Genomic DNA, 19,057 nt, shown 5'->3' with positions numbered 1-19,057 from the left:
AGAGCAAAAACTCTTTTTTTAAATGTTGAGTCTCATGTTTCTGAGTGTATTCATGTTCAACTGCCCCCAAGGTCTATTTTTCCTCTAAAAAAATCAAAATATATTCCCGCGCGAGGCTTTTCGACTATGGTAAAAGACACTCTCACCTTGCATTTTCGAAAGAAATTTAAACGAATTAAATTTACCAACTTTAGGCCGATTCAGACGTTGTTCTAGCAGGTTCCACACGGAGGTTCTTAGTGCAACGTATTCACCTTAATAAGGTCGCAGCAGTGGCTTTTTTAGCTCTTGCGATGGTGCTCTCTTCTTGTTCACGCGGTGGCGCCGGAAGAGCGCTGAGCTCAATCGGCGATAACGTCGATCACATCGCAGATCCCGCTCCCAATAATCCAGATAAACCCAGTGACGAAAAGCCAAGTGACGGCACAGATGATAATTCCAATGGATACCAGCGCATTGCTTTATCTTGGGAAACCTCATCAAAACCTGAGCGCGCAAAATGGTCCGAGTATTTACACAACATCATCCTGAATAAGTGGAACACGCTTTTACAAGGTGCAGATGATATGGATATTTTCTGCCCCCGCTTTGATTCATTAAATAACGATCAACGCGCCAACGTATGGGCGGCCCTCTTTTCAGCGGTCTCAAAATTTGAAAGCAGTTACAACCCGGCGATGCGTTTTCATGAGTCAACCATGGGGACAGATTCTGTAACCAAGCAACCTGTTTATTCGGAAGGACTTTTACAGCTGTCTTATCAAGACGTGCGCGGTTATCCGTTCTGTGAGTTTGATTGGGAAGTCGATCGTAAGCTCAAGCCTACGGATTCGCGTAAGACAATTTTTGATCCGTATAAAAATCTTGATTGTGGCGTGGGAATTATGACCCGTCAGTTAGCGCGTTCAGGTTTGATCACGGTGAAAACAAATGCTTACTGGTCAACTTTGAAGAGCGGAGGGAAGTACAACCGAATCACGCAGATTGCTTCGATAGTTAAAAAGCTCCCATTCTGTCAGAAATAAGGTCTCCGGCGCAAAGTCGGTGCAAGCGCCGGAGTTTTTCGTCTTAGTGACGAATTGTCTCAGGCGCTTTTTCTTTTGCAAGATCGTTTAAGCAGTCTGTTAGGAATTTGCAGACGATAAACAAATGAACCTGTTCATTGGCTTCCAGTGAAGGCTCAAGGTCTGGAGACATGAATAGCTCTTCGATGATGTAGTTCAAAATTTCAGGTTGTCCACCTTGAGTTTGAGATTGCTCCATCAAGTTCGCGATCATGTCGTCGTCGATGTTCAAATATTCTTCAAAAGTTTTTTCGTTTCTTTCAAAGCGTTCCACAACTTCGTCTTCGGTCATCGGGCGAAGTTTTTGGTAAGAGTCCTCATAAGCTTTGTTCAAAATTAGAGCCATCATGAAACCCAAGTCTTGAGCGTTTTCGCTCATGTCTTCGATGAACTCCATAAAGAAACCAGAAAGATCAGGCTGCACGTCAAAAAAATGTTCAGAGGCTTTTTCAAGATCTCCCTCTTGACTGATTCCACAAATCAGATCGATCGAGTTTTGCACGGTTTGAAAAGGGATTTTGTTCATAAAGTCCTCACTGTTTAACATTTCGCGTTCACAATACTCATGGATGGCACCAGATGCAAAGCTAAATCCGACTAATGTCATGTAGCATCTGGTCTTATCGCTTGCTCCCAAGAAAAGAACGAGAAATGATCGCGTATGGATAAGATTTTTTATGCCTTCAGACGCTCTTTTGCCGCTCTTGTGAACACGAAAGTGTTGTTTCTCCTCCTTATGCCGCCTCTGATTGCCGTCGGCGGTCTTGCGATTTTATTTTTTATCTTTTGGACGGGATGGACGACAGGGCTGGGTGCGTGGTTTAGCAGTCTGTGGATTTTGCAGTGGGCGCAGTCTTGGCCGGATCTGGGCTACTGGATAGCGGTGGTTTTTTTACTGCTAGTTTTTATTCCACTCTCTTATTTACTCTCAGTTTTGCTAACTTCCATTTTTGTGATGCCATTGGTTTTGATTTGGGTTGGCAACCGTGATTTCGGAACGCTTGAAAAAAAGCGGGGAGGCACCATCGCGGGCAGCATCTGGAACGCTCTGTTTTCAGCCGCTCTTTTTGTGTTTTATTTCCTGATTTCTTTACCTTTATGGTTGATCCCGGGCGGGCAAATTCTAGTCCCGTTATTTTTGACCTCGTGGCTGAATAAGCGTGTTTTTATGTACGACGTCCTTCAGGACTACGCTAGCCAAGATGAGCGCAAGCGTCTGCTTAAAAACGAATCTAAAGGGCTTTATGCTTTGGGTATGCTGCTAGGATTGATGAACTATATCCCACTTGCCTTCTTTTTCGTCCCAGTCCTCAGCGCCCTGAGCTACACCTATTACGGTCTCGAATCGCTAAAAAAGATGAGGGCTCCTTAAAAGGGCCTTTTTCTTCTGGCACCTTTTGGGGAAATTGGGTATTTAGTGGGTGTGTCAAAGTGTCATCATGAACGAAAAAATGTGAATATGGAGTCGCTTGAAGAGCGAGTTCGCGGTGCGGGGATGAAGCTGACCCAGCAAAGGCAGCAAATTCTCAAAATTCTTTTGCACCATCCAGAGCCGATTTCTGCTGATGAAATCTTCAAAAGATTTGAAGGTAAATCTGCGGGAATGGATCTCGTCACAATTTATCGCATCCTCAAAAAATTCGAAGAAGCAGACCTGGTTTCGCGTTTGGAATTTGGCGATGGTGTGGCTCGTTTTGAGCTCGCTCTTGAATCGGGACACCACCATCATCACGTGATCTGCAAAATCTGCCAAAGAGTGGAACCTTTGCACATCTGTGATTTAGATCCGCATATCAAAATGGTTGAAAAGATGGGTTATCAACAAGTCACTCACAGACTTGATTTTTTTGGCGTGTGTTCGCGCTGTCAGTCCTAAAACTACTCAGCGCTATCAGCTTGCCAGCGAGGCATACGAATCACAAATGTCGTGTTAGCAGCTTGTCGGTCTAAGAACAGCTCACCCTTGTGACTTCTCATAATTCCGGAAGAAATACTCAAGCCCAAGCCCGTACCTTTGCCAACTTCTTTAGTCGTGAAAAATGGCAGCATCATTTTTTGCTGAATATCTTCAGGAATGCCTCGGCCCGAGTCGATCACATAGATCTCAATCATATTATCCTGACAAGCAACGCGTACGCGGATCCATTTTTCTTCAAGCTGTTGAATGGCGTCGAAAGAGTTATTCAGCAAGTTCAATAAAACTTGCTCGATTTGCACGAGGCGACATTCAATTTCTAAATCTTCTGGAATGGGTTCAAGCTCAATTTCAATTCCATGATTGTAAAAGCGGGTGCGACAAAATTCCAAAGTCTCTTCGACGATTTGATTCACGGACACAACTTCGTACGGATCAAATGTTCCCTCGCGCGCAAAGGAACGCAGAGAACGGATGATGCGCGCAATTTTATCGGCTGTGCGACTGATACTTTCCGCCGCTTGCTTTACTTTTTCAGTGTCTAATTTGTTGTTATCAGCCATTTGTGCCAATTGAAAAGCGCGGGCCTGAATCACTGTCAGCGGATTGTTAATTTCGTGCGCGATACCAGCTGACATTTCACCTAATGCAGCCATCTTTGCCGCGGAAATCATATTGGCGCGAGCTTCTTGGATTTCTTGTTCTGTTAAAATTTCTTCGGTGGAATCCCAAGCGACACCGTACATTTTTTTATCGTCTTGGCTTGAAAGGAATTTTCCATAGCATTTTACGTGGTGAATTTCTTGGTTATCAAATTTCACACGGTACGTGACATAAAAATCACTGCGCTCTGCTACGGCTTTGCTGACTTTTTCATTTACGATGTCGAGATCTTCTTTGATCATGCGTTGGTTGACTTCAACCGCCGGAGATAGGCGAGGATCTACGGGAATTCCATGGATGGTGTACATTCGCGTATCCCAGTGCAGGACATTTTTTTCAATTTCCCACTCCCAGGTTCCCATTTTTCCTGCCGCCAAGCATAGATTCAATTTGTCGATAGTTTTCTTTAAAGTTTCTTCATAGGCCTTGCGATCATCGACATCTGTTGCGACACCGAGCACATAGCGAACCAGTCCGTCGTCTCCGCGGGCAAAGGCTGTGATTTGATCTTTGATCCAGTGATAATTTCCTAAGCGGTCTTTAAAGCGATACTCCAGGCTTATAATTTCACCGTCACTAATGTGGCGGGCCTTGGTCACGGCTTCGGCTAAAACTGCAACATCGTCAGGATGCATGGTTTGCGCGTAGTACTCAGCCCCTAAGGCCTGTAATTCCTCCACGCTATAGCCGTAAAGTTCTTGCACGCGCTCGTTAAACCAAACCATTTGGCTTTCCACGAGGTCAAAAATGTAAACGGAGTTGGGGATCAACCGATTGATTTTTTCCAAAAGCTTGTCTTGATCCATGAAATTTTTCGTTTTCAATGCCCATCCCTGACGCGAAACGTTTAAATTCTAAAGAAACCCTAACAATACTCTGCCAGTTCTTGGTGCTAGATTTCAATCCATAAAAGGAGCGTCCATGCTATTGAATTTACTTCTTACGGTATTTGCGTCTGCGAACGTGGCTCATGCCCAAGTTCCGGTTATCAAAATTGACGGGTCTAGCACCGTATTCCCAATCACTGAGGCGATGGCTGAGGAATTCCAAACTTCAAAAAGAGGTAAAGTACGTGTAACAGTAGGCATCTCAGGTACTGGTGGCGGATTTAAAAAGTTTTGCCGCGGCGAGACAGACGTTCAAGATGCTTCTCGTCCCATCCAATCTGCTGAACTTGAGAACTGCCGTAAAGCAGGTATCAAATTCCTTGAACTCCCGATTGCTTACGATGCAACAGCAGTTGTGGTGAATCCAAAAAACACATGGGTTAAATCTATCACTGTTGAAGAGCTTAAAAAAATGTGGGCTCCTGAAGCTCAAGGCAAAGTCATGAAGTGGAGTGATGTGAATCCAGCTTGGCCAAAAGAGAACTTCAAACTTTATGGTGCGGGTTCTGACTCAGGAACTTTTGACTATTTCACAGAAGCTATCGTTGGTAAGGCAAAATCTTCTCGCGGTGACTACACGGCAAGTGAAGACGACAACACGCTTGTAACTGGCGTTTCAAATGACAAAAACGCTCTTGGTTACGTGCCGCTTGCGTACTATGAAGAAAATAAGGCGAAACTAAAAGTCGTAGGCATCGTGGGTGGAGACAAAGCTCCAAAGAAAAACGAAGCGGTTTTGCCTTCTCGCGAAACAGTGGAAGCGGGGTCTTACTTCCCACTTTCTCGTCCAATTTTTATCTACGTTAGCGAAGCTTCTTTGAAAAAAGCAGAAGTGAAAGAATTCGTAGAGTTTTATTTGAAAAATTCAGCTACAATTGTTCCACAAGTGAAATATGTGGCTTTGCCAGCAAAAGCATATGAGATGGCACAAGATCACGTGAAGAAAAACAAATTGGGCACAGTTTTCGGCGGCCACTCTGAAGTGGGTATTAAAATCGAAGACTTGCTGAAAAAAGAAGGATCGTTGTAGTTTCAACTGTGTCTAAAAATCAATTACGTAAGCTTTCAGAATTTACATCCGCCGATCATCCTGTTCGGCGGATGCGTCGTTTAAGAGAGAAGTGCATTGAGATTGTACTTTTCTTGGCTGCGGCGTCGTCCGTCTTGGTCACTGTGGGAATCGTTGGTATTCTGGTGACTGAGAGCATGCCTTTTTTTGAGCATGTCAGTCTTAAAGAGTTTTTAACTGATACTGAGTGGACGCCGTTATTTGAAAACGCGCACTACGGAATCTTGCCGCTTCTCTGCGGAACGTTCTTGTCGACATTAATCGCTCTCGTTGTTGCAATTCCACTTGGAACTGTGGCGGCCGCGTTCTTAAGTGAATACATCAGTCCTTCACTGCGTGAAATTTTAAAACCTGTCTTGGAATTATTGGCAGCAGTTCCGACTGTTGTGTACGGCTATTTTGCTTTGTTATTCGTCACACCACTTTTGCAGAAAATCTTTCCTTCAATTTCAGGCTTTAACGTTTTAAGCGCGGGTCTTGTAATTGGTGTGATGATTGTTCCCTATGTGAGCAGTCTCAGTGAAGACGCCATGCGATCTGTGCCTGCGCACTTGCGTGAGGCTTCATTTGCAGTGGGGGCTTCGCGTTTGCAAACAGCTTTCCGTGTGGTCATACCTTCTGCATTTTCGGGAATTACGTCGGCTTATATTTTGGGTATCTCCCGCGCCTTGGGTGAAACCATGGTTGTGGCAATTGCCGCCGGGATGCAGCCGAATCTGACTTTTAATCCAACAGAGCCTGCTGCGACGATCACTGCGTTTATCGTGCAGGTGAGTCTGGGTGATCTTCCGCATGGATCCATTGGCTATCAATCAATTTATGTCGCAGGTTTAAGTCTGCTGTGCTTAACATTGTGCTTTAATATCGTGGGCCTTTGGCTCCGTAAGAAATTCCAGGAGAAAGAGTAGATGAGTCTGTCTCAACAAGAACTTATCTCCAATATTCGCAAACGCCAAAGATGGGATTTCATTTTTGCATTTGTGGGTCTTTTGTCTTTGTTGTTTGCATTGGTTACCTTGCTGACTTTGATCGTGGATTTGGCGATGACGGGTGTTCCTCGTCTAAGTTGGGATTTTTTCACTAACTTCCCATCACGTTTCCCTGAAAAAGCGGGGATTTTGTCTGCTTGGGTGGGATCTTTTTGTATTATGGTGACAACAGCCTTTTGCGCAATTCCTTTAGGAGTGGCTGCTGGCGTTTACCTTGAGGAGTACGCTAAGAAAAACTGGGTCTCGCAAATTATTGAGCTGAATATCATCAACTTGGCAGGGATTCCTTCGATCACGTACGGTTTGATGGCTCTTGGTTTGTTCGTTTATAAATTAAAACTTGGCCAAAGCATTTTGACTGCGGGTTTGACATTGGGTCTGTTGGTTCTTCCCATCATCATCGTGACAACACGTGAAGCCATTCGTTCCATTCCTAATACCATTCGCGAAGCAAGTTACGCCATGGGAGCGAGCAAGTGGCAAACCATTCGCTATCATATATTGCCGTACTCTTCAGGTGGTATTCTGACCGGCGTGATTATTTCGTTATCGCGTGCCATTGGCGAGACTGCTCCGCTGATCACGATCGGTGCTTTGACATTTATCGCGTTTTTACCGACATCACCTGTCGACGGTCATTTCCCTTATTTAAATGCACAGTGGTTAATGGATCCCTTTACTGTGATGCCGATTCAAATGTTTAACTGGTTGTCTCGACCTCAGGCTGAATTTCACGTCAATGCAGCCGCAACGGGGATCGTTTTGCTTATAATGACGCTTATTATGAACGGTGGCGCAATTTATCTGCGTTCGCGATTCCGTAAGCGTATGAAGTGGTAAGAGAGTATGGAATTAAAGTTACGTGCAGAAGTTAAAAATTTAGTGTTTTCGTATGGCGAGAAAAAAGTCCTTAAGGGCGTGACTTTGCCTATTCACGAAGACCGTGTCACAGCACTTATTGGGCCATCTGGCTGCGGTAAGACGACGCTTTTACGCTGCTTCAATCGTATGCATGATTTGTATGCCAATGCCGTCTATGAAGGCGAGATCCTCCTTTATCCAGATAAAAGAAATATCTTAAGTAAAGAAATCGACCCCATGGAAGTGCGCATGCGCATCGGCATGGTTTTCCAAAAACCAAATCCATTTCCGAAAAGCATTTTTGAAAACGTTGCCTACGGCTTGAAAGTTCGTGGTGTGAAAAAGAAAAGCTTTATCGAAGAGCGTGTGGAAAAATCTTTGCAACAAGCTGGGTTGTGGAACGAAGTAAAAGACCGTTTGGGATCTTCGGCGACAGCTTTGTCAGGTGGGCAACAGCAACGCTTGTGTATCGCGCGCGCCTTGGCAACAGAGCCAGAGATTTTGTTGCTCGACGAACCAACCTCAGCACTGGATCCGATTTCAACACGTCATATTGAAGAATTGATCCAGGAACTTCGCAAAGACGTCACCATCGCGATCGTCACACACAGTCTGCACCAAGCAGCGCGTGTTTCTGACTTCACAGCATTTATGTATTTGGGCGACCTCATTGAATTCGGAGCCAGCGACCAAATCTTCACCAACCCGAAAGACCAAAGAACCGAAAACTACATCACCGGCCGCTTCGGTTAAGATGGATGAAAAGCCCCGTTTATGGCCGCATTTAGGGCGGGTTGAATTCTTGACTCTTGTGGTAGATTGATTAGGATCTTTGCAGCAAGAGGGTGAAGAGAATGGATATTGAGAACCAGTTAGCTAATAAATACTACGATAAAGATAACTGCCGCCTAGTTTACCTAGGTAATTCTTCTTCGCAAGAAAATTGGGATTATCATTGGGACAATGCTAAAACAGAAGTTCGCAACGAGTTTGTATCCAAGATTACTCGTAAATATTTAAAAAAAGGTTCTTATGTTCTTGAAGCCGGTTGCGGCGTCGGTGATAAAGTCTACACTCTCAATCAAGATGGCTATAAAGTTGTTGGGTTGGATTGGGCCTCTAAAACTGTTGAAAGAATCAAGACTAGTAACCCAGAGTTAAACTGTATTGTAGGTGATGTAAGGCACATGCCTTACGCGGATAGAACTTTTGATGGTTGCTGGTCTCTCGGTGTGATTGAGCATTTTCCAGAAGGCTTTGAGGTTGCATTAGGTGAAGCTGCAAGAATTCTAAAAGTAGACGGTTATTTATTTCTGACAGTTCCTTCAATGAACCCACTTCGTAAAATTAAAGCTGCGTTTTCAGCATACACTAGCTGGTCAAGACCCATTGGTTGGGAAAAATCGTTTTATCAGTTTGTCTTAGATCCAGATAAAATAGTGAATGCAGCTAAAACTTTTAACTTAGTTCCAGTAGATGTGCATTTTATGGATGGCGTGAAGGGACTTAAAGATGAGGTTCCGTTTCTACAACCGATATTGGGGCCGATATACAGCTCTAAGAAACTTCCTCTAAAAGTTGCTAGGAAGCTTCTTCAGGTCTGTTTGTCGCCTTTTTCTGGGCACATCTGTCTTTTTGTTCTTAAAAAGACATCTTAAATAGTAACAGAGTGATTAAAGAAAAAGTAATGTGCCTCCGAGGTTAGTCGGCGGTTTCCGTGAAGCGCATCCAGTTGGTGCCGTTGTAGACTCGTAGGCCTGGAGTGTTGTCGGTTTGATAGATTGCCATTCCGGCTACAGGAGACGTGATTGCATCTCGTTGTGCCTTTGTCATGCGGGGAAGTACAACACCTTTGGTTGTCGATGAGATATCTAAAATGCTAGAAGCGCCTGGAGCTGCTGTCCCAATACCGATATTACCATTGTGATCTACACGCATACGCTCAAGCGCAGAGGTCGTTGTATTAGCCGGAGTACGAAACACAATCGCGGAACCAATAGAACTCGTATTCCAGTTTTCAGTAGTCTGAAAACGGATATGTGCACCGGTTTGCCAAGTAGATCCATCATAGCCAACTGGCGATATGGCAGTTATTACATCGCCCGTTAAAAGTGATAAGGGACCCGATTTCGCGCCACGGGCACGATAAGCTACAAACAATGGACTCTCAGTATCAGAGTAAACTCGAGAAGCTATACGGCCACCAACGCTTGTGCCTTCCGATTCTAAAAGAAACCCTGCACGGTCTGGATGGGCTGTAGCAGCTGATTGGCTGCTATATACATGCAATGTTGTGAGTGGAGCCGAAGTGCCAATACCGACATTGCCTGTTGAGCCCTGAATTCTCAATCGTTCTTGATAATCAGTTGCTCCGGTTTGCATTCCCAAAACAAAGTCAGGTGAGTGGTTGGCGGCTCCAGCTATGGAGACAAAGCCCAAATAACCTTCCTGATCAATCGCACTGGAGTTTCTTATAGCTCCATTCATCAGGGCAGAATTACTATTCACACTGTAGTTATTCGCTAAATTCAATACAAAGGAAGGAGTTGAACTCGAAGCCGACGTAGAAGTGTAGCTATTCGTTCTGTTGTTATTCACAGACAGAGCACCAGTTTGTCCTTCAGTCGTTTGAATACGGACAGTACCGCCTGGCCAAGTACCAGCCCCGTCACCGGGAGTAAGATAAATACTTCCACCGACGCCTCCAGCCGGGCCTGTTGCATCTTGTGCTTTCAATATAATGGGAGTGCCCGCGGTATTTGCTGCCGCTGCTCCACCTTGAACATCAAGAATACCTGATGGAGCTGTCGTTCCAATTCCAACATACCCTGTTGAATCAACAGTCATTCTGGTTTGCCGAGCAGTACCACCAATAGGAGTCGTACCAAAATCAACTTTTGTACCTTGATTGGTCGCCGTAAAATTTTCTGCTGCTACGATTTGCACAGCTCCCACGTTGGCTGAATATTGAGTCGGGGAATAAGCACCAAGCCCGTAAAGCCCCATCAATCTGTCGCCAGCTTGTACCGCCGTCGGAGAAGAGGGTGTGCCACGAGATTTGAAAGAATAAACGTCAGCACTGTTGTTGTCGTTGGAAGACTTTTGCAAAGTGATTGCGCCATTGCCAGTAGCCAAGACATGCAGAGGAGAAGCTGGTGTCGCCGTACCTATACCTATCTGGCCATTGGAGTCCACTTGGATACCTTCATTGCCACCATCACCACTGAGCCAGTTTGAGCCTAATTGAATATTTTGAGTGGCCGTGTGATTTCCTAAATTATCTGCGGCTGTTTGATTGACCCAACTCAAAAGACCATTCCCGTCTGTTTTGAGAACTTGATTGGCATTGCCGTCATCTGATGGCCAAGTCAGAACATAACTTGTACCAGCAACGGGTGCTGCTTGCGTGATATTCATAGAGCCATTATTAAGTATGATACCGGAAAATCCCGAGACACCAGAACCATCGCGTGTCACAACTGTGGAGTTTGAATTCAATGTATTGCCAGTTGTAGTTGAATAAGTTCCGGCCGCAGTTCTTTGCACGTAACCGTTTGTCGCAAGGCTGTTAAGGCCTGCAAGTTCAGTTTCTACACTGACAGTTGCGGCACCTGCGGCTGTGTTTACATCGACGCCTGTTCCCGCTACAACCGAAGTAATAGAACCAATGTCACTCGCGGTACCGCAAGTCCAGCGCGAGTTGCCATTGTCCCATTTCATCACATCGTTATTCGAGCAAGCCACGTTGGCAGGTTTATAAGTTAAATAACTTGTTCCTGTAGCACTTGTGATTCGAGAAATATCAAAGTTACCAGTCGTGATTTTCGCAGCATCTAAAGCAGGGATATCGGTAGCATCTAAAGCGGCAGTTCCTGTGATGCGACCTTTTGTATCGTAGGTTACCTTGGTTCCAGTTCCACCCGCGCCCAAGACGGCAAGGGTTGGGTTCGGATAAGTTCCGGCAAGGTCACCGCCAGCGGCACCCGAAGGAGGACCTCCAGCTCCGCTCACACCAAGTTCGCGAATCGCTGTACCGTCATTAAATTTAATTTTTCCGTCAGAAGAGTTGTACCAAACGTAACCGTTATTTCCGGCACTGAATGCAGGATCTGCGGTTTTATTTTCTAAATGCAAAAATCCAATATTTGAGATGATGTTGTTACCCATGTTGATATCGGTGCCAGCACCGCTCATCACGATATCACCAGTCATCGTTCCACCAGTCAGACTTAATTTACCGTTAAGGGCAGCATCAAGACCTGTGACTTGTGTGGTATTAGCAAGTTGAATATCCGTACAGACAAAGTTATCCGCTGGAGATTGCCAAACCGGAACTTCATTGAGCGCACAAATGGCCATAGCGGATTTATCGACTTTGCCATTTTGAAGCGCAGTGATGTCCGTTTTTGCCGTGCTTATATCAGTCAGGAGGGCATTTGAAATTGAAATAGTTCCGTCACCAGCAACGGATATTCCCGTCGTTGCAGCGACTCCCGTTTTAACTCCGCCTAAAACCGTGGTTGTAGCTGCTGGCAAAGTATAGGAGCTTCCGCTTGGAATGGTGCAGACAAGAGAGCCAGCCGTTTTTGTTAAGACGTCACCTGGGTTACAATTCGCAACGGCCGTGACTGTTGGATCTGTTTCCGCTGCCGGAACGGCGGTCACAAGACTTGCAGTGGTAGCGTAGTTTGCAGCGGCAACACCACCGAGTTTGTCTGAATCCAATGCTTTCAGCGAAATATCAGCTAACATCGCGTAAGGAACAGAGCGGATCTGATGAAAAGGAGATAACGCCGTATAAGTTGTTGCGGTACCCGACGGGTCAAATTCAATGACGACCTGACGACCATCACCATCTTGCGGATCATAGGTGCCAGCCGTGCAGGGGCCGGTTGAATAACTTGAAAGAGTTGTCAGAGTCGGTGACTCGTTTGAGAAAACTTTGATAAGAGCGGCCTTCGTATTGAGTGCTGCATCGTAAACGTTTGTAACGCCAACACCATTTCCAAGTGTAAAATTAAAGACGCCACCAGTAGCAGAAAGATCGATGTTATCAAAACGCTCGGTGTAGAGAAGACATCCATTGGGGCTTAAGATTTTTATGCGAAAATCAACATCGGGAGATGTGACCGCAGAGTCATCAGATGCTAATGAAAGCTTACCCGCTATGTTGATACCAGATGGATTTCCATGGACCGACAACGAGAAGGCCATAATTAGAAATAGAAATAAGAAGTTCAGTCGACGTCTCAAAAAAGTGTTCCCTTGTCGCTCTGTGTGCACCAATCACATGAGTTATCGGCTACTTAGAGAAGAAATGGAGACGAGTTTTCTGTTCTCTCTGGAAATTTTCTGTAAATTTATGGTGAGTATTTGGTTACTTTAGCAAGACGATAGTACTGAAAAAAGCAACGTTACAATGATCTAACTCAAGTTCTATGTCTCGTTTATTGCAAAGGTAAGATCTGTATCTCGAAAAGGCAAAGGCCTCACGAGGTGGAATGACGCTCGTAAGGCCTTTGTTGTTTTATCCGACAACGGGGAAATGTTGTCGGTTTAGTCTTTAGATTAGAACAGGTTTGCACAAAGGCCAGCAACGTGATCACGTTGTTGACCATTTTTCACAAGGTTCAAGAAAGCAAAGCCAGGACCGTCAGCAGTTGAAAGTGCTGACTGAACATAGTTACCACTACGGCGTGGGGCTGAAGCTGTCAGTTTCACACCTGTTTGCTTTTCGATTTCTTGACCGAACTCAAAGAAAAACTCTTTACCCCATTGGTTATAAGAATCTTTCGTTGGAATATCATAAGTGGCGTTCATTTCCATCCAGCTTGGTGCTTTGTTTCCGTGAAGGATACCCACAGCTGCAGGGATGTAACCTTGCTTAATATTTGATTGCTCCCAAGCTGTTAAGATGTCGTTACGACCTACAGCTTGGAAGAATTCTTTATTCAAGTAAGTATCGCCGAAATCACGTAATACGATTTTGCCCGTTGGCTTATTTTTGCTATCAAGCTCCACCAGGAAGTTTTGAGAGTGTGGAGAATCGTACGTCATACCAGACAAAGCAAAGAACTCTGCAAGAGCGCGAGCTAGAGGTCTGTTGTAGTTTCTTTCCCAATAAGCCGCCACGTCAGTGTTGCCATTAGCGAGAGCTAATTTTTTACCGAAGTTTTCATGCATGATAGAGAAACCCGGAACATAACGTTTGCCTGTACCTTTAAGCGCTTCGTAAGAACGGATCACCATAGCTTGGTCGATAGATTTGATACCAAAAGCCATTGGCTCATCAAGCAAGATGATGTTTTTCAATTTTGGTTGAGTTTTAACTTGTTGATCTACGAAATCCGTCATCATACGGATTTGCTTAGCGTCGTCCCAAGTTTGTTGTTTGTCTCTCCAGTTACCGCCAGTACGGTCTGTTGACATTTTAATTGAGAACTCAGCACCAGTTTTTGGATCAACAACGATATACGAACGAGAAGCTGTCATGTAACCCACGAAATGTGTTTTACGAACAGGTTGAATATTGTTTTGAAGAAGGAATTTTTCAACTTCCTTATACCATTTTGTATCTTCAGGATTGATCACCCAACGAACATATTTTTTGCCGTCGCGTTCAAAGATCATTGAATCAATAAAACCTTTGTTAGCACGCTCAGCGATATCTTTCTCGACCAACTCCAACGGAATTTCAAAATGCTCGATGCGAGTAAATTGATTGCTACGAGTAGCAACGGCATTGGAGTGAACCTCCATGCGCACCAAAGCTTCCATTTCTTTGCTGATTGACCAAGCAAGTTGTGACCAAAGTGTCGTTGAAATAACGACAGACTTAACTAAACCATTCCACATTCTCATATGATTTCCCCATCAATGAAATTACTGTTGTGACGGGAACTAAAGCAAACAGCTTGCCAACCTGTAAACCCCATTTTTGGCCCTAAAATCCACTATTTAGGGCCTGTATGGAGTATAAATTTCATACTTTGAACGGAAGTTAAACAACAGAGATAAACTGAAAGTTTGCGAGAAAAAAATTCAATCACTGTGTGATAAAAATTTTGCTCGCAAAAATTAGAAACGAGCACTCAAATTTAATTTTAGATAAAATGCGTTCCCGATTTCCAAAGGATTGGAAGGCTCACGTTCATAGTTTTCCGCAACGAAAAAAGATCTATCAAACGCGTGGCCCGCTTCAAGATCTGCCATCACGTATTGGCTGATCGGGGATTTGAATCCCACAAAGAATTTCTTCTCATCATAAAAGAGACGGTCCTCTTTGTTCTCGCGCCCATACATATAATAAGTCTCTTGTGAGAAATCGAGCCCGAAATAAGCTTGCATGGGGCCTGCAATAGAATAGTTGATGCTGGTTTTGATAACCCACGGAAAGAGCGTAAAGAAGTTCCAGCTCCATTTATCCACAAACTGCCAATATATAGAGGCAAATGGAACGCCGAGAACAGCGCGGAATTCTTTTGAAGGTGTGTAGAAGTAGGCAAAACCCGGAAGCGGGATATTATTCAGAATCGGGCGGTTGTTGGAGTAGTTCACTAAATAAAGCCAACTGCTTTTTTCATCTTTAGGCTCCATATACATGAAAGTGAAACCCACTGTGCTCACGTCAGGTGTATAGAATGGTTTATCACTTGCCGAGCCATAACTGCCCGTAACAGCCCAAAGCTTCTTTTCTCCTAAGAGCTTTGTATAAGTCATACCAAACTCAATATCATAGAGTTCTGAAAATCCACCCTGCGCAGGGTTTACTTTCAACTGGTCGCCACGACCGGCAAATGCAATGCTTGAGTCTTCCGTCAGATATATGGGAGTTGAAAAAGCCAACCCCTGTTGCGTGATATTGGCGCGTTCTTGGGGGAAATCTGTTTTGTCATAAAAAGAGCCCGAATAGCGAAGAACTGTTTTTTGCTGATTCGGAGGCGTTAAACCGGCCGTAAGTTCAAAGCCCTGTGCAAAAGAGAATGTCGCAGAAAAGAAGACCGCCAGAAAAAGAAATATACGAGTTGTCATGGCTCTTAAGTCTAATAAGAGCCATGTTTTAGAACAAGATATTTAAAGAGATTCCGCCATCACATCAAGAATTCTAGCGCAGGCGCTTCCATCACCGAAGGGGTTTTGTGCTTGAGACATTTGTTTGTAGAGCGAAGTAACATCAAGAACTTCACAGGCCGTCTGATAGAATGAGTTCTGCTCAAGCGGAATCAGTTTTGAAGTACCCGCAGTAATGGCCTCGGGACGCTCGGTTTTTTCGCGCGCAATTAAAATCGGCTTCCCCAGTGTCGGGGCTTCTTCCTGAACGCCACCTGAGTCTGTGATAATCATGTGCGCACGATCCATCAAATAAACAAATGGAACATAGTCCACCGGTTCGCAAAGCCAGATCTTACTTGCAGAAGGTTGGGAATCACTTTGTGCCCAAAGAGCGTGGGATCCAAATATTTTCTCAGCACTTTTGCGCACCTGCGGATTCATATGTAAAGGAATTAAGATCTCCAGGTCCTCACGTTTTGAAAGGTCCACAAGGCCCTTCATAATTTCTTCCATCGGTTGGCCAAAAGATTCGCGGCGATGAACAGTGACCAGAATCAGTTTTTTAGTGGGATTTAGAAAACGATATCGGGAACTAAACTCTTGGTGCAGTTGTGGATTTTCGTGCAGACGTTTTTTGACGGCCAATAAAGCATCGATTCCTGTATTGCCAGTCACATATATGGAATTTTCTGGATAGTGCTCACGAATCAGATTTCTACGCGATACTTCTGTCGGTGCAAAGTGAAGTTTTGCAATAAGGCCTGTGCCCTTGCGATTAAATTCTTCTGGAAAAGGGGAGTAGATATCGCCTGAACGAAGACCTGCTTCAACATGAGCAACCGGAACCTTATTATAAAACCCCACCATGCTCGCGACAAAGCAGCTGGTGGTATCGCCTTGAACGATAATTCCGTCCATCTTGTGTTTTGACAAAATATCTTGAACACCTTTCATCACTCCCATTGAAATATCAACGAGGCTTTGTCCAGGCTTCATCAGATCGAGATCGTAATCAGGCACAATGTCAAAAAAGCTGAGAAGTGGTTTTAACATCTCTCGGTGTTGGCCGGTTGAACAAACATGAACTTTAAATCGCTTGTCTTGACGCGCTTTCAAAATGAAGGGAGCAAGTTTAATAGCTTCAGGACGAGTTCCGAATACAACAAGAATGTTTTTCATGTGAAGCAACTTACGAGAGAGAATTATTCTTTGGCAACTTGATTATCTTTACATCAGTTTAAGTATTCTTGCTGAAGGGGATTCGCTACCGTTGAGGACATGAGAAAGCGTCAGCGTTTCACTCTATTTTTGGGATTTATTTCGGTCTTACTGGTAGTAGGAACGACGCAAGGACTTTCATCGTTACAAAAAAATCAGACTGAAAATTGCATTCAAATTTTTTACGATCATGGGGATAAGAAATTTTCCAAAGAGTTAAAATCTCTGCTCATGTCATTTGTATCTGTTCCCACAAAATTACACGCGGTGGAAAACTACAGCAGCGATGACTTTGAAAAATGTCATCTTAATTTTTATATCGGTTCTCTTTATGACAATAAAATTCCCCGCGCTTTATTAGATGACTATATTAAGACCGAACAAAAAGTGATTTGGATTGGTTATAATATCTGGCAGCTCGGAGACCTTTTTGAAAAACACATGGGGCTGAGATTTTTAAGGATGGCCAATGCTGACGCTCAGTGGGAGTCTCCGCAGGCTTTTTTTAAAGACATCCTTTATAAAGGGCAGATTTTTTCTAAGCAGATGGATTCCGAACAAATCGAACTGTTAGCCACAGATTTGCACAAGTTTGAATCCGTTGCTGAAATCAGACATTCACGTACCCGAGAAGTGATTCCCTATATTGTGCGTTCTAAAAACAAGTTTTACGTAGCGGACAATCCTCTTTCGGGGCGTCCGAATAAGGATGCGAGCTTCGTTTTGACGAATGTTTTAAGCGAAATCCTAGGCCTTCAGCACTTTCCAAGACCCCAATACGGAATTCGGTAAAAAAGGTTTGTTCGCCCTCAGCGGGCAAGATAGTCTTTTGAGTATGAAAACCCTGCACCAAGATAAATATTTGATCCGTGATAGCATGTATAACCTTGTTGAGCTTTCTTTGCTTGCTCGCCTCTATGAAGAGCACTGCTTGCCGTCAGCTACGAGCGGAAATCTCAATAAAGAGTCTTTGGCTCAGACTCTGTTAAAGATGAAAGCAACCGAAGGCAAAGGTCAGTTGCGTGTGGCGATCTGTGATACGGATCCTGTTGCATTTTTCTGGGAATATGAGGGGAAAACTGCTCTATGGGTGCACCCTGAACATCGCGCCCAGGGTTTAGAAGAAAATTTGCGAGCTTAGTTATTTCCGCACATCTTAGCATGTGCGGATTCATTTGCCGGCAGTCGATTTAAAGTTCCAAAATATCGGCTGGCTTCTTCGGCTGCATCACTTGATTTACTGACCGGAAAAACTTCAGTTCCATCTCGGTAAGTCGGGCTGTAAAGAGCTCCTACGACTTTGCCTTTTTGATTCGCTGATTGGGAAAGGCCTAAATAAACCACCACACCGGTTTTTTTCTCAAGACCTTTTTGATAAGCGACGAAATTTCCCAATGAATACGCAATCAACGTTTCACGTCCATCCTTCGTGATGTATTTTTCCCAAGGCTGCAACACGTGCGGATGGGAACCGATCACGGCCGTAGCCCCGGCCTCTAGGAATCTACGTGCGTAGGTTTTTTGAGATGAATCCGGCGAGTTATTATACTCCTGCCCCCAATGCGGATAAACCAAAATGGCATCGACTTGCGAGCGAAGTTCTTTAATGGTGTTTTCGATTTCTTTTCCGTCTTTATAGCAAAACAACAACTGCTCTTTTGTATCAGCATGGCCGTTCGTCATTTCGGTGCAGCCGATCACGGCAAGATCCAGATCCTGAATGCGCACGACTTTATAAAACTTGCCGCTGCGATCGCTTGATGAACGAGTGCCCACAGTTGGTAGGCCTATCTTGTTAGCAGCCTCCAGCGTTCGATCAATGCCGATGGCCTTGCGATCCAGGCTGTGATTATTTGCAAGAGTGATGAGATCAATACCAGATTTTGCCAGATCACTTAAAATTCTTGGATGGTAGTTAAAGCTAAAATTCGTACCGGAATAAACGACCTTGTCGTAGATAAACCCGACATCTCCATGGTCACGCCCGCTGACATCAATACCCATCGCGGCCGGACCCTCCAGATTCGCGATTGCAAAGTCAGCCTTGGTAAAAAGAGGAACACTTCGACGCCAGATTTGCGAGAAGTCTTTAGAGCCATTAACAACGGATTTGTAAATCGCATCGTGAATCAGGACATCTCCGATGACCGAGATTATGGCCACATCATTTGTGCTATCACATGAAGTTGAAAAGTGAAGATCTCGATTTTCCGCTGCCGTGACAAAGAGGGGGAGAGTGAAGAAAAGACCTAAGAGTTGTTTCATAATAAAGGCAATATGATGGGCTGAGGAAAAAGCCAACATGTGTTTTAAAATGCGGTTGACGGATGATCCGTGAG

General features: G+C 44.4%; 17 protein-coding genes. 10 read left to right on the top strand and 7 right to left on the bottom strand.

Features of this window, described 5'->3' with window-relative positions:
- Window positions 1–239 precede the first annotated feature (239 nt).
- A complete protein-coding gene (locus ACLWOR_RS18305; RefSeq protein WP_413942288.1) occupies window positions 240–1,025 on the top strand; it encodes a hypothetical protein in 786 nt (261 codons plus the stop codon).
- 43 nt (window positions 1,026–1,068) lie between these two features.
- On the opposite strand, the gene ACLWOR_RS18300 is transcribed toward ACLWOR_RS18305, so the two are convergent.
- Window positions 1,069–1,590, bottom strand: coding sequence for a hypothetical protein (locus ACLWOR_RS18300; RefSeq protein WP_413942287.1), 522 nt, complete (start codon window positions 1,588–1,590; stop codon window positions 1,069–1,071).
- Between the two features lie 135 nt (window positions 1,591–1,725).
- On the opposite strand from ACLWOR_RS18300, the gene ACLWOR_RS18295 reads away from it, so the two are divergent.
- Together ACLWOR_RS18295 and ACLWOR_RS18290 are read left to right on the top strand one after the other, a co-directional pair.
- Window positions 1,726–2,436, top strand: coding sequence for an EI24 domain-containing protein (locus ACLWOR_RS18295; protein ID WP_413942286.1), 711 nt, complete (start codon window positions 1,726–1,728; stop codon window positions 2,434–2,436).
- A gap of 87 nt (window positions 2,437–2,523) precedes the next feature.
- On the top strand, window positions 2,524–2,940 hold the full coding sequence (locus ACLWOR_RS18290; protein ID WP_413942285.1) for a Fur family transcriptional regulator: 417 nt from the start codon (window positions 2,524–2,526) through the stop codon (window positions 2,938–2,940).
- 2 nt (window positions 2,941–2,942) lie between these two features.
- On the opposite strand, the gene ACLWOR_RS18285 is transcribed toward ACLWOR_RS18290, so the two are convergent.
- Window positions 2,943–4,466 (bottom strand): PAS domain-containing protein, encoded by a 1,524-nt coding sequence (locus ACLWOR_RS18285; protein ID WP_413942284.1) that lies wholly within the window; start codon window positions 4,464–4,466, stop codon window positions 2,943–2,945.
- Window positions 4,467–4,563: 97 nt separating this feature from the next.
- On the opposite strand from ACLWOR_RS18285, the gene ACLWOR_RS18280 reads away from it, so the two are divergent.
- The 5 genes from ACLWOR_RS18280 to ACLWOR_RS18260 all read left to right on the top strand — a co-directional run bounded on the left by ACLWOR_RS18280 (window position 4,564) and on the right by ACLWOR_RS18260 (window position 9,106).
- A complete protein-coding gene (locus tag ACLWOR_RS18280) occupies window positions 4,564–5,559 on the top strand; it encodes a PstS family phosphate ABC transporter substrate-binding protein (RefSeq protein ID WP_413942283.1) in 996 nt (331 codons plus the stop codon).
- Between the two features lie 71 nt (window positions 5,560–5,630).
- Window positions 5,631–6,506 (top strand): phosphate ABC transporter permease subunit PstC, encoded by an 876-nt coding sequence (gene pstC, locus ACLWOR_RS18275; RefSeq protein ID WP_413942282.1) that lies wholly within the window; start codon window positions 5,631–5,633, stop codon window positions 6,504–6,506.
- Window positions 6,507–7,427 (top strand): phosphate ABC transporter permease PstA, encoded by a 921-nt coding sequence (gene pstA / locus ACLWOR_RS18270; RefSeq protein ID WP_413942281.1) that lies wholly within the window; start codon window positions 6,507–6,509, stop codon window positions 7,425–7,427.
- A 6-nt stretch (window positions 7,428–7,433) separates the two neighbouring features.
- Window positions 7,434–8,201 carry a phosphate ABC transporter ATP-binding protein PstB gene (gene pstB, locus ACLWOR_RS18265; RefSeq protein WP_413942280.1) on the top strand — a complete coding sequence of 256 codons (768 nt, stop codon included), beginning with the start codon at window positions 7,434–7,436 and terminating at the stop codon, window positions 8,199–8,201.
- A 101-nt stretch (window positions 8,202–8,302) separates the two neighbouring features.
- On the top strand, window positions 8,303–9,106 hold the full coding sequence (locus ACLWOR_RS18260) for a class I SAM-dependent methyltransferase (protein ID WP_413942279.1): 804 nt from the start codon (window positions 8,303–8,305) through the stop codon (window positions 9,104–9,106).
- Window positions 9,107–9,149: 43 nt separating this feature from the next.
- Here the strand turns inward: ACLWOR_RS18260 and ACLWOR_RS18255 are convergent, their stop codons facing one another.
- The 4 genes from ACLWOR_RS18255 to wecB form a co-directional block, all read right to left on the bottom strand.
- The gene (locus ACLWOR_RS18255; protein ID WP_413942278.1) at window positions 9,150–12,662 is read right to left on the bottom strand and encodes a hypothetical protein; all 3,513 of its coding nucleotides are present in this window, start codon (window positions 12,660–12,662) and stop codon (window positions 9,150–9,152) included.
- A gap of 354 nt (window positions 12,663–13,016) precedes the next feature.
- Complete coding sequence (locus ACLWOR_RS18250) at window positions 13,017–14,309, bottom strand: hypothetical protein (protein WP_413942277.1); 1,293 nt, start codon at window positions 14,307–14,309, stop codon at window positions 13,017–13,019.
- 216 nt (window positions 14,310–14,525) lie between these two features.
- Window positions 14,526–15,479: a hypothetical protein gene (locus tag ACLWOR_RS18245; protein ID WP_413942276.1), complete on the bottom strand. Its 954-nt coding sequence runs from the start codon at window positions 15,477–15,479 to the stop codon at window positions 14,526–14,528.
- A 42-nt stretch (window positions 15,480–15,521) separates the two neighbouring features.
- Window positions 15,522–16,679, bottom strand: a complete 1,158-nt coding sequence (gene wecB, locus ACLWOR_RS18240; protein ID WP_413942275.1) for a non-hydrolyzing UDP-N-acetylglucosamine 2-epimerase — start codon at window positions 16,677–16,679, stop codon at window positions 15,522–15,524.
- Between the two features lie 270 nt (window positions 16,680–16,949).
- Here wecB and ACLWOR_RS18235 point away from each other — a divergent pair, with 270 nt between their 5' ends.
- Complete coding sequence (locus ACLWOR_RS18235; protein WP_413942274.1) at window positions 16,950–17,510, top strand: hypothetical protein; 561 nt, start codon at window positions 16,950–16,952, stop codon at window positions 17,508–17,510.
- A 43-nt stretch (window positions 17,511–17,553) separates the two neighbouring features.
- Window positions 17,554–17,859 carry a hypothetical protein gene (locus ACLWOR_RS18230; protein WP_413942273.1) on the top strand — a complete coding sequence of 102 codons (306 nt, stop codon included), beginning with the start codon at window positions 17,554–17,556 and terminating at the stop codon, window positions 17,857–17,859.
- Here the strand turns inward: ACLWOR_RS18230 and ACLWOR_RS18225 are convergent.
- Window positions 17,856–18,983, bottom strand: coding sequence for a CapA family protein (locus tag ACLWOR_RS18225; RefSeq protein WP_413942272.1), 1,128 nt, complete (start codon window positions 18,981–18,983; stop codon window positions 17,856–17,858). The two genes, ACLWOR_RS18230 and ACLWOR_RS18225, sit on opposite strands and share 4 nt — an antisense overlap.
- Window positions 18,984–19,057: the final 74 nt, after the last annotated feature.

The sequence above is a fragment of the Bdellovibrio sp. HCB2-146 genome, from assembly GCF_047345725.1.
Taxonomy (GTDB): Bacteria; Bdellovibrionota; Bdellovibrionia; order Bdellovibrionales; family Bdellovibrionaceae; genus Bdellovibrio.
Note: the sequence above shows the minus strand (reverse complement) of the source record. Positions and strands in the feature narration are given on the sequence as shown.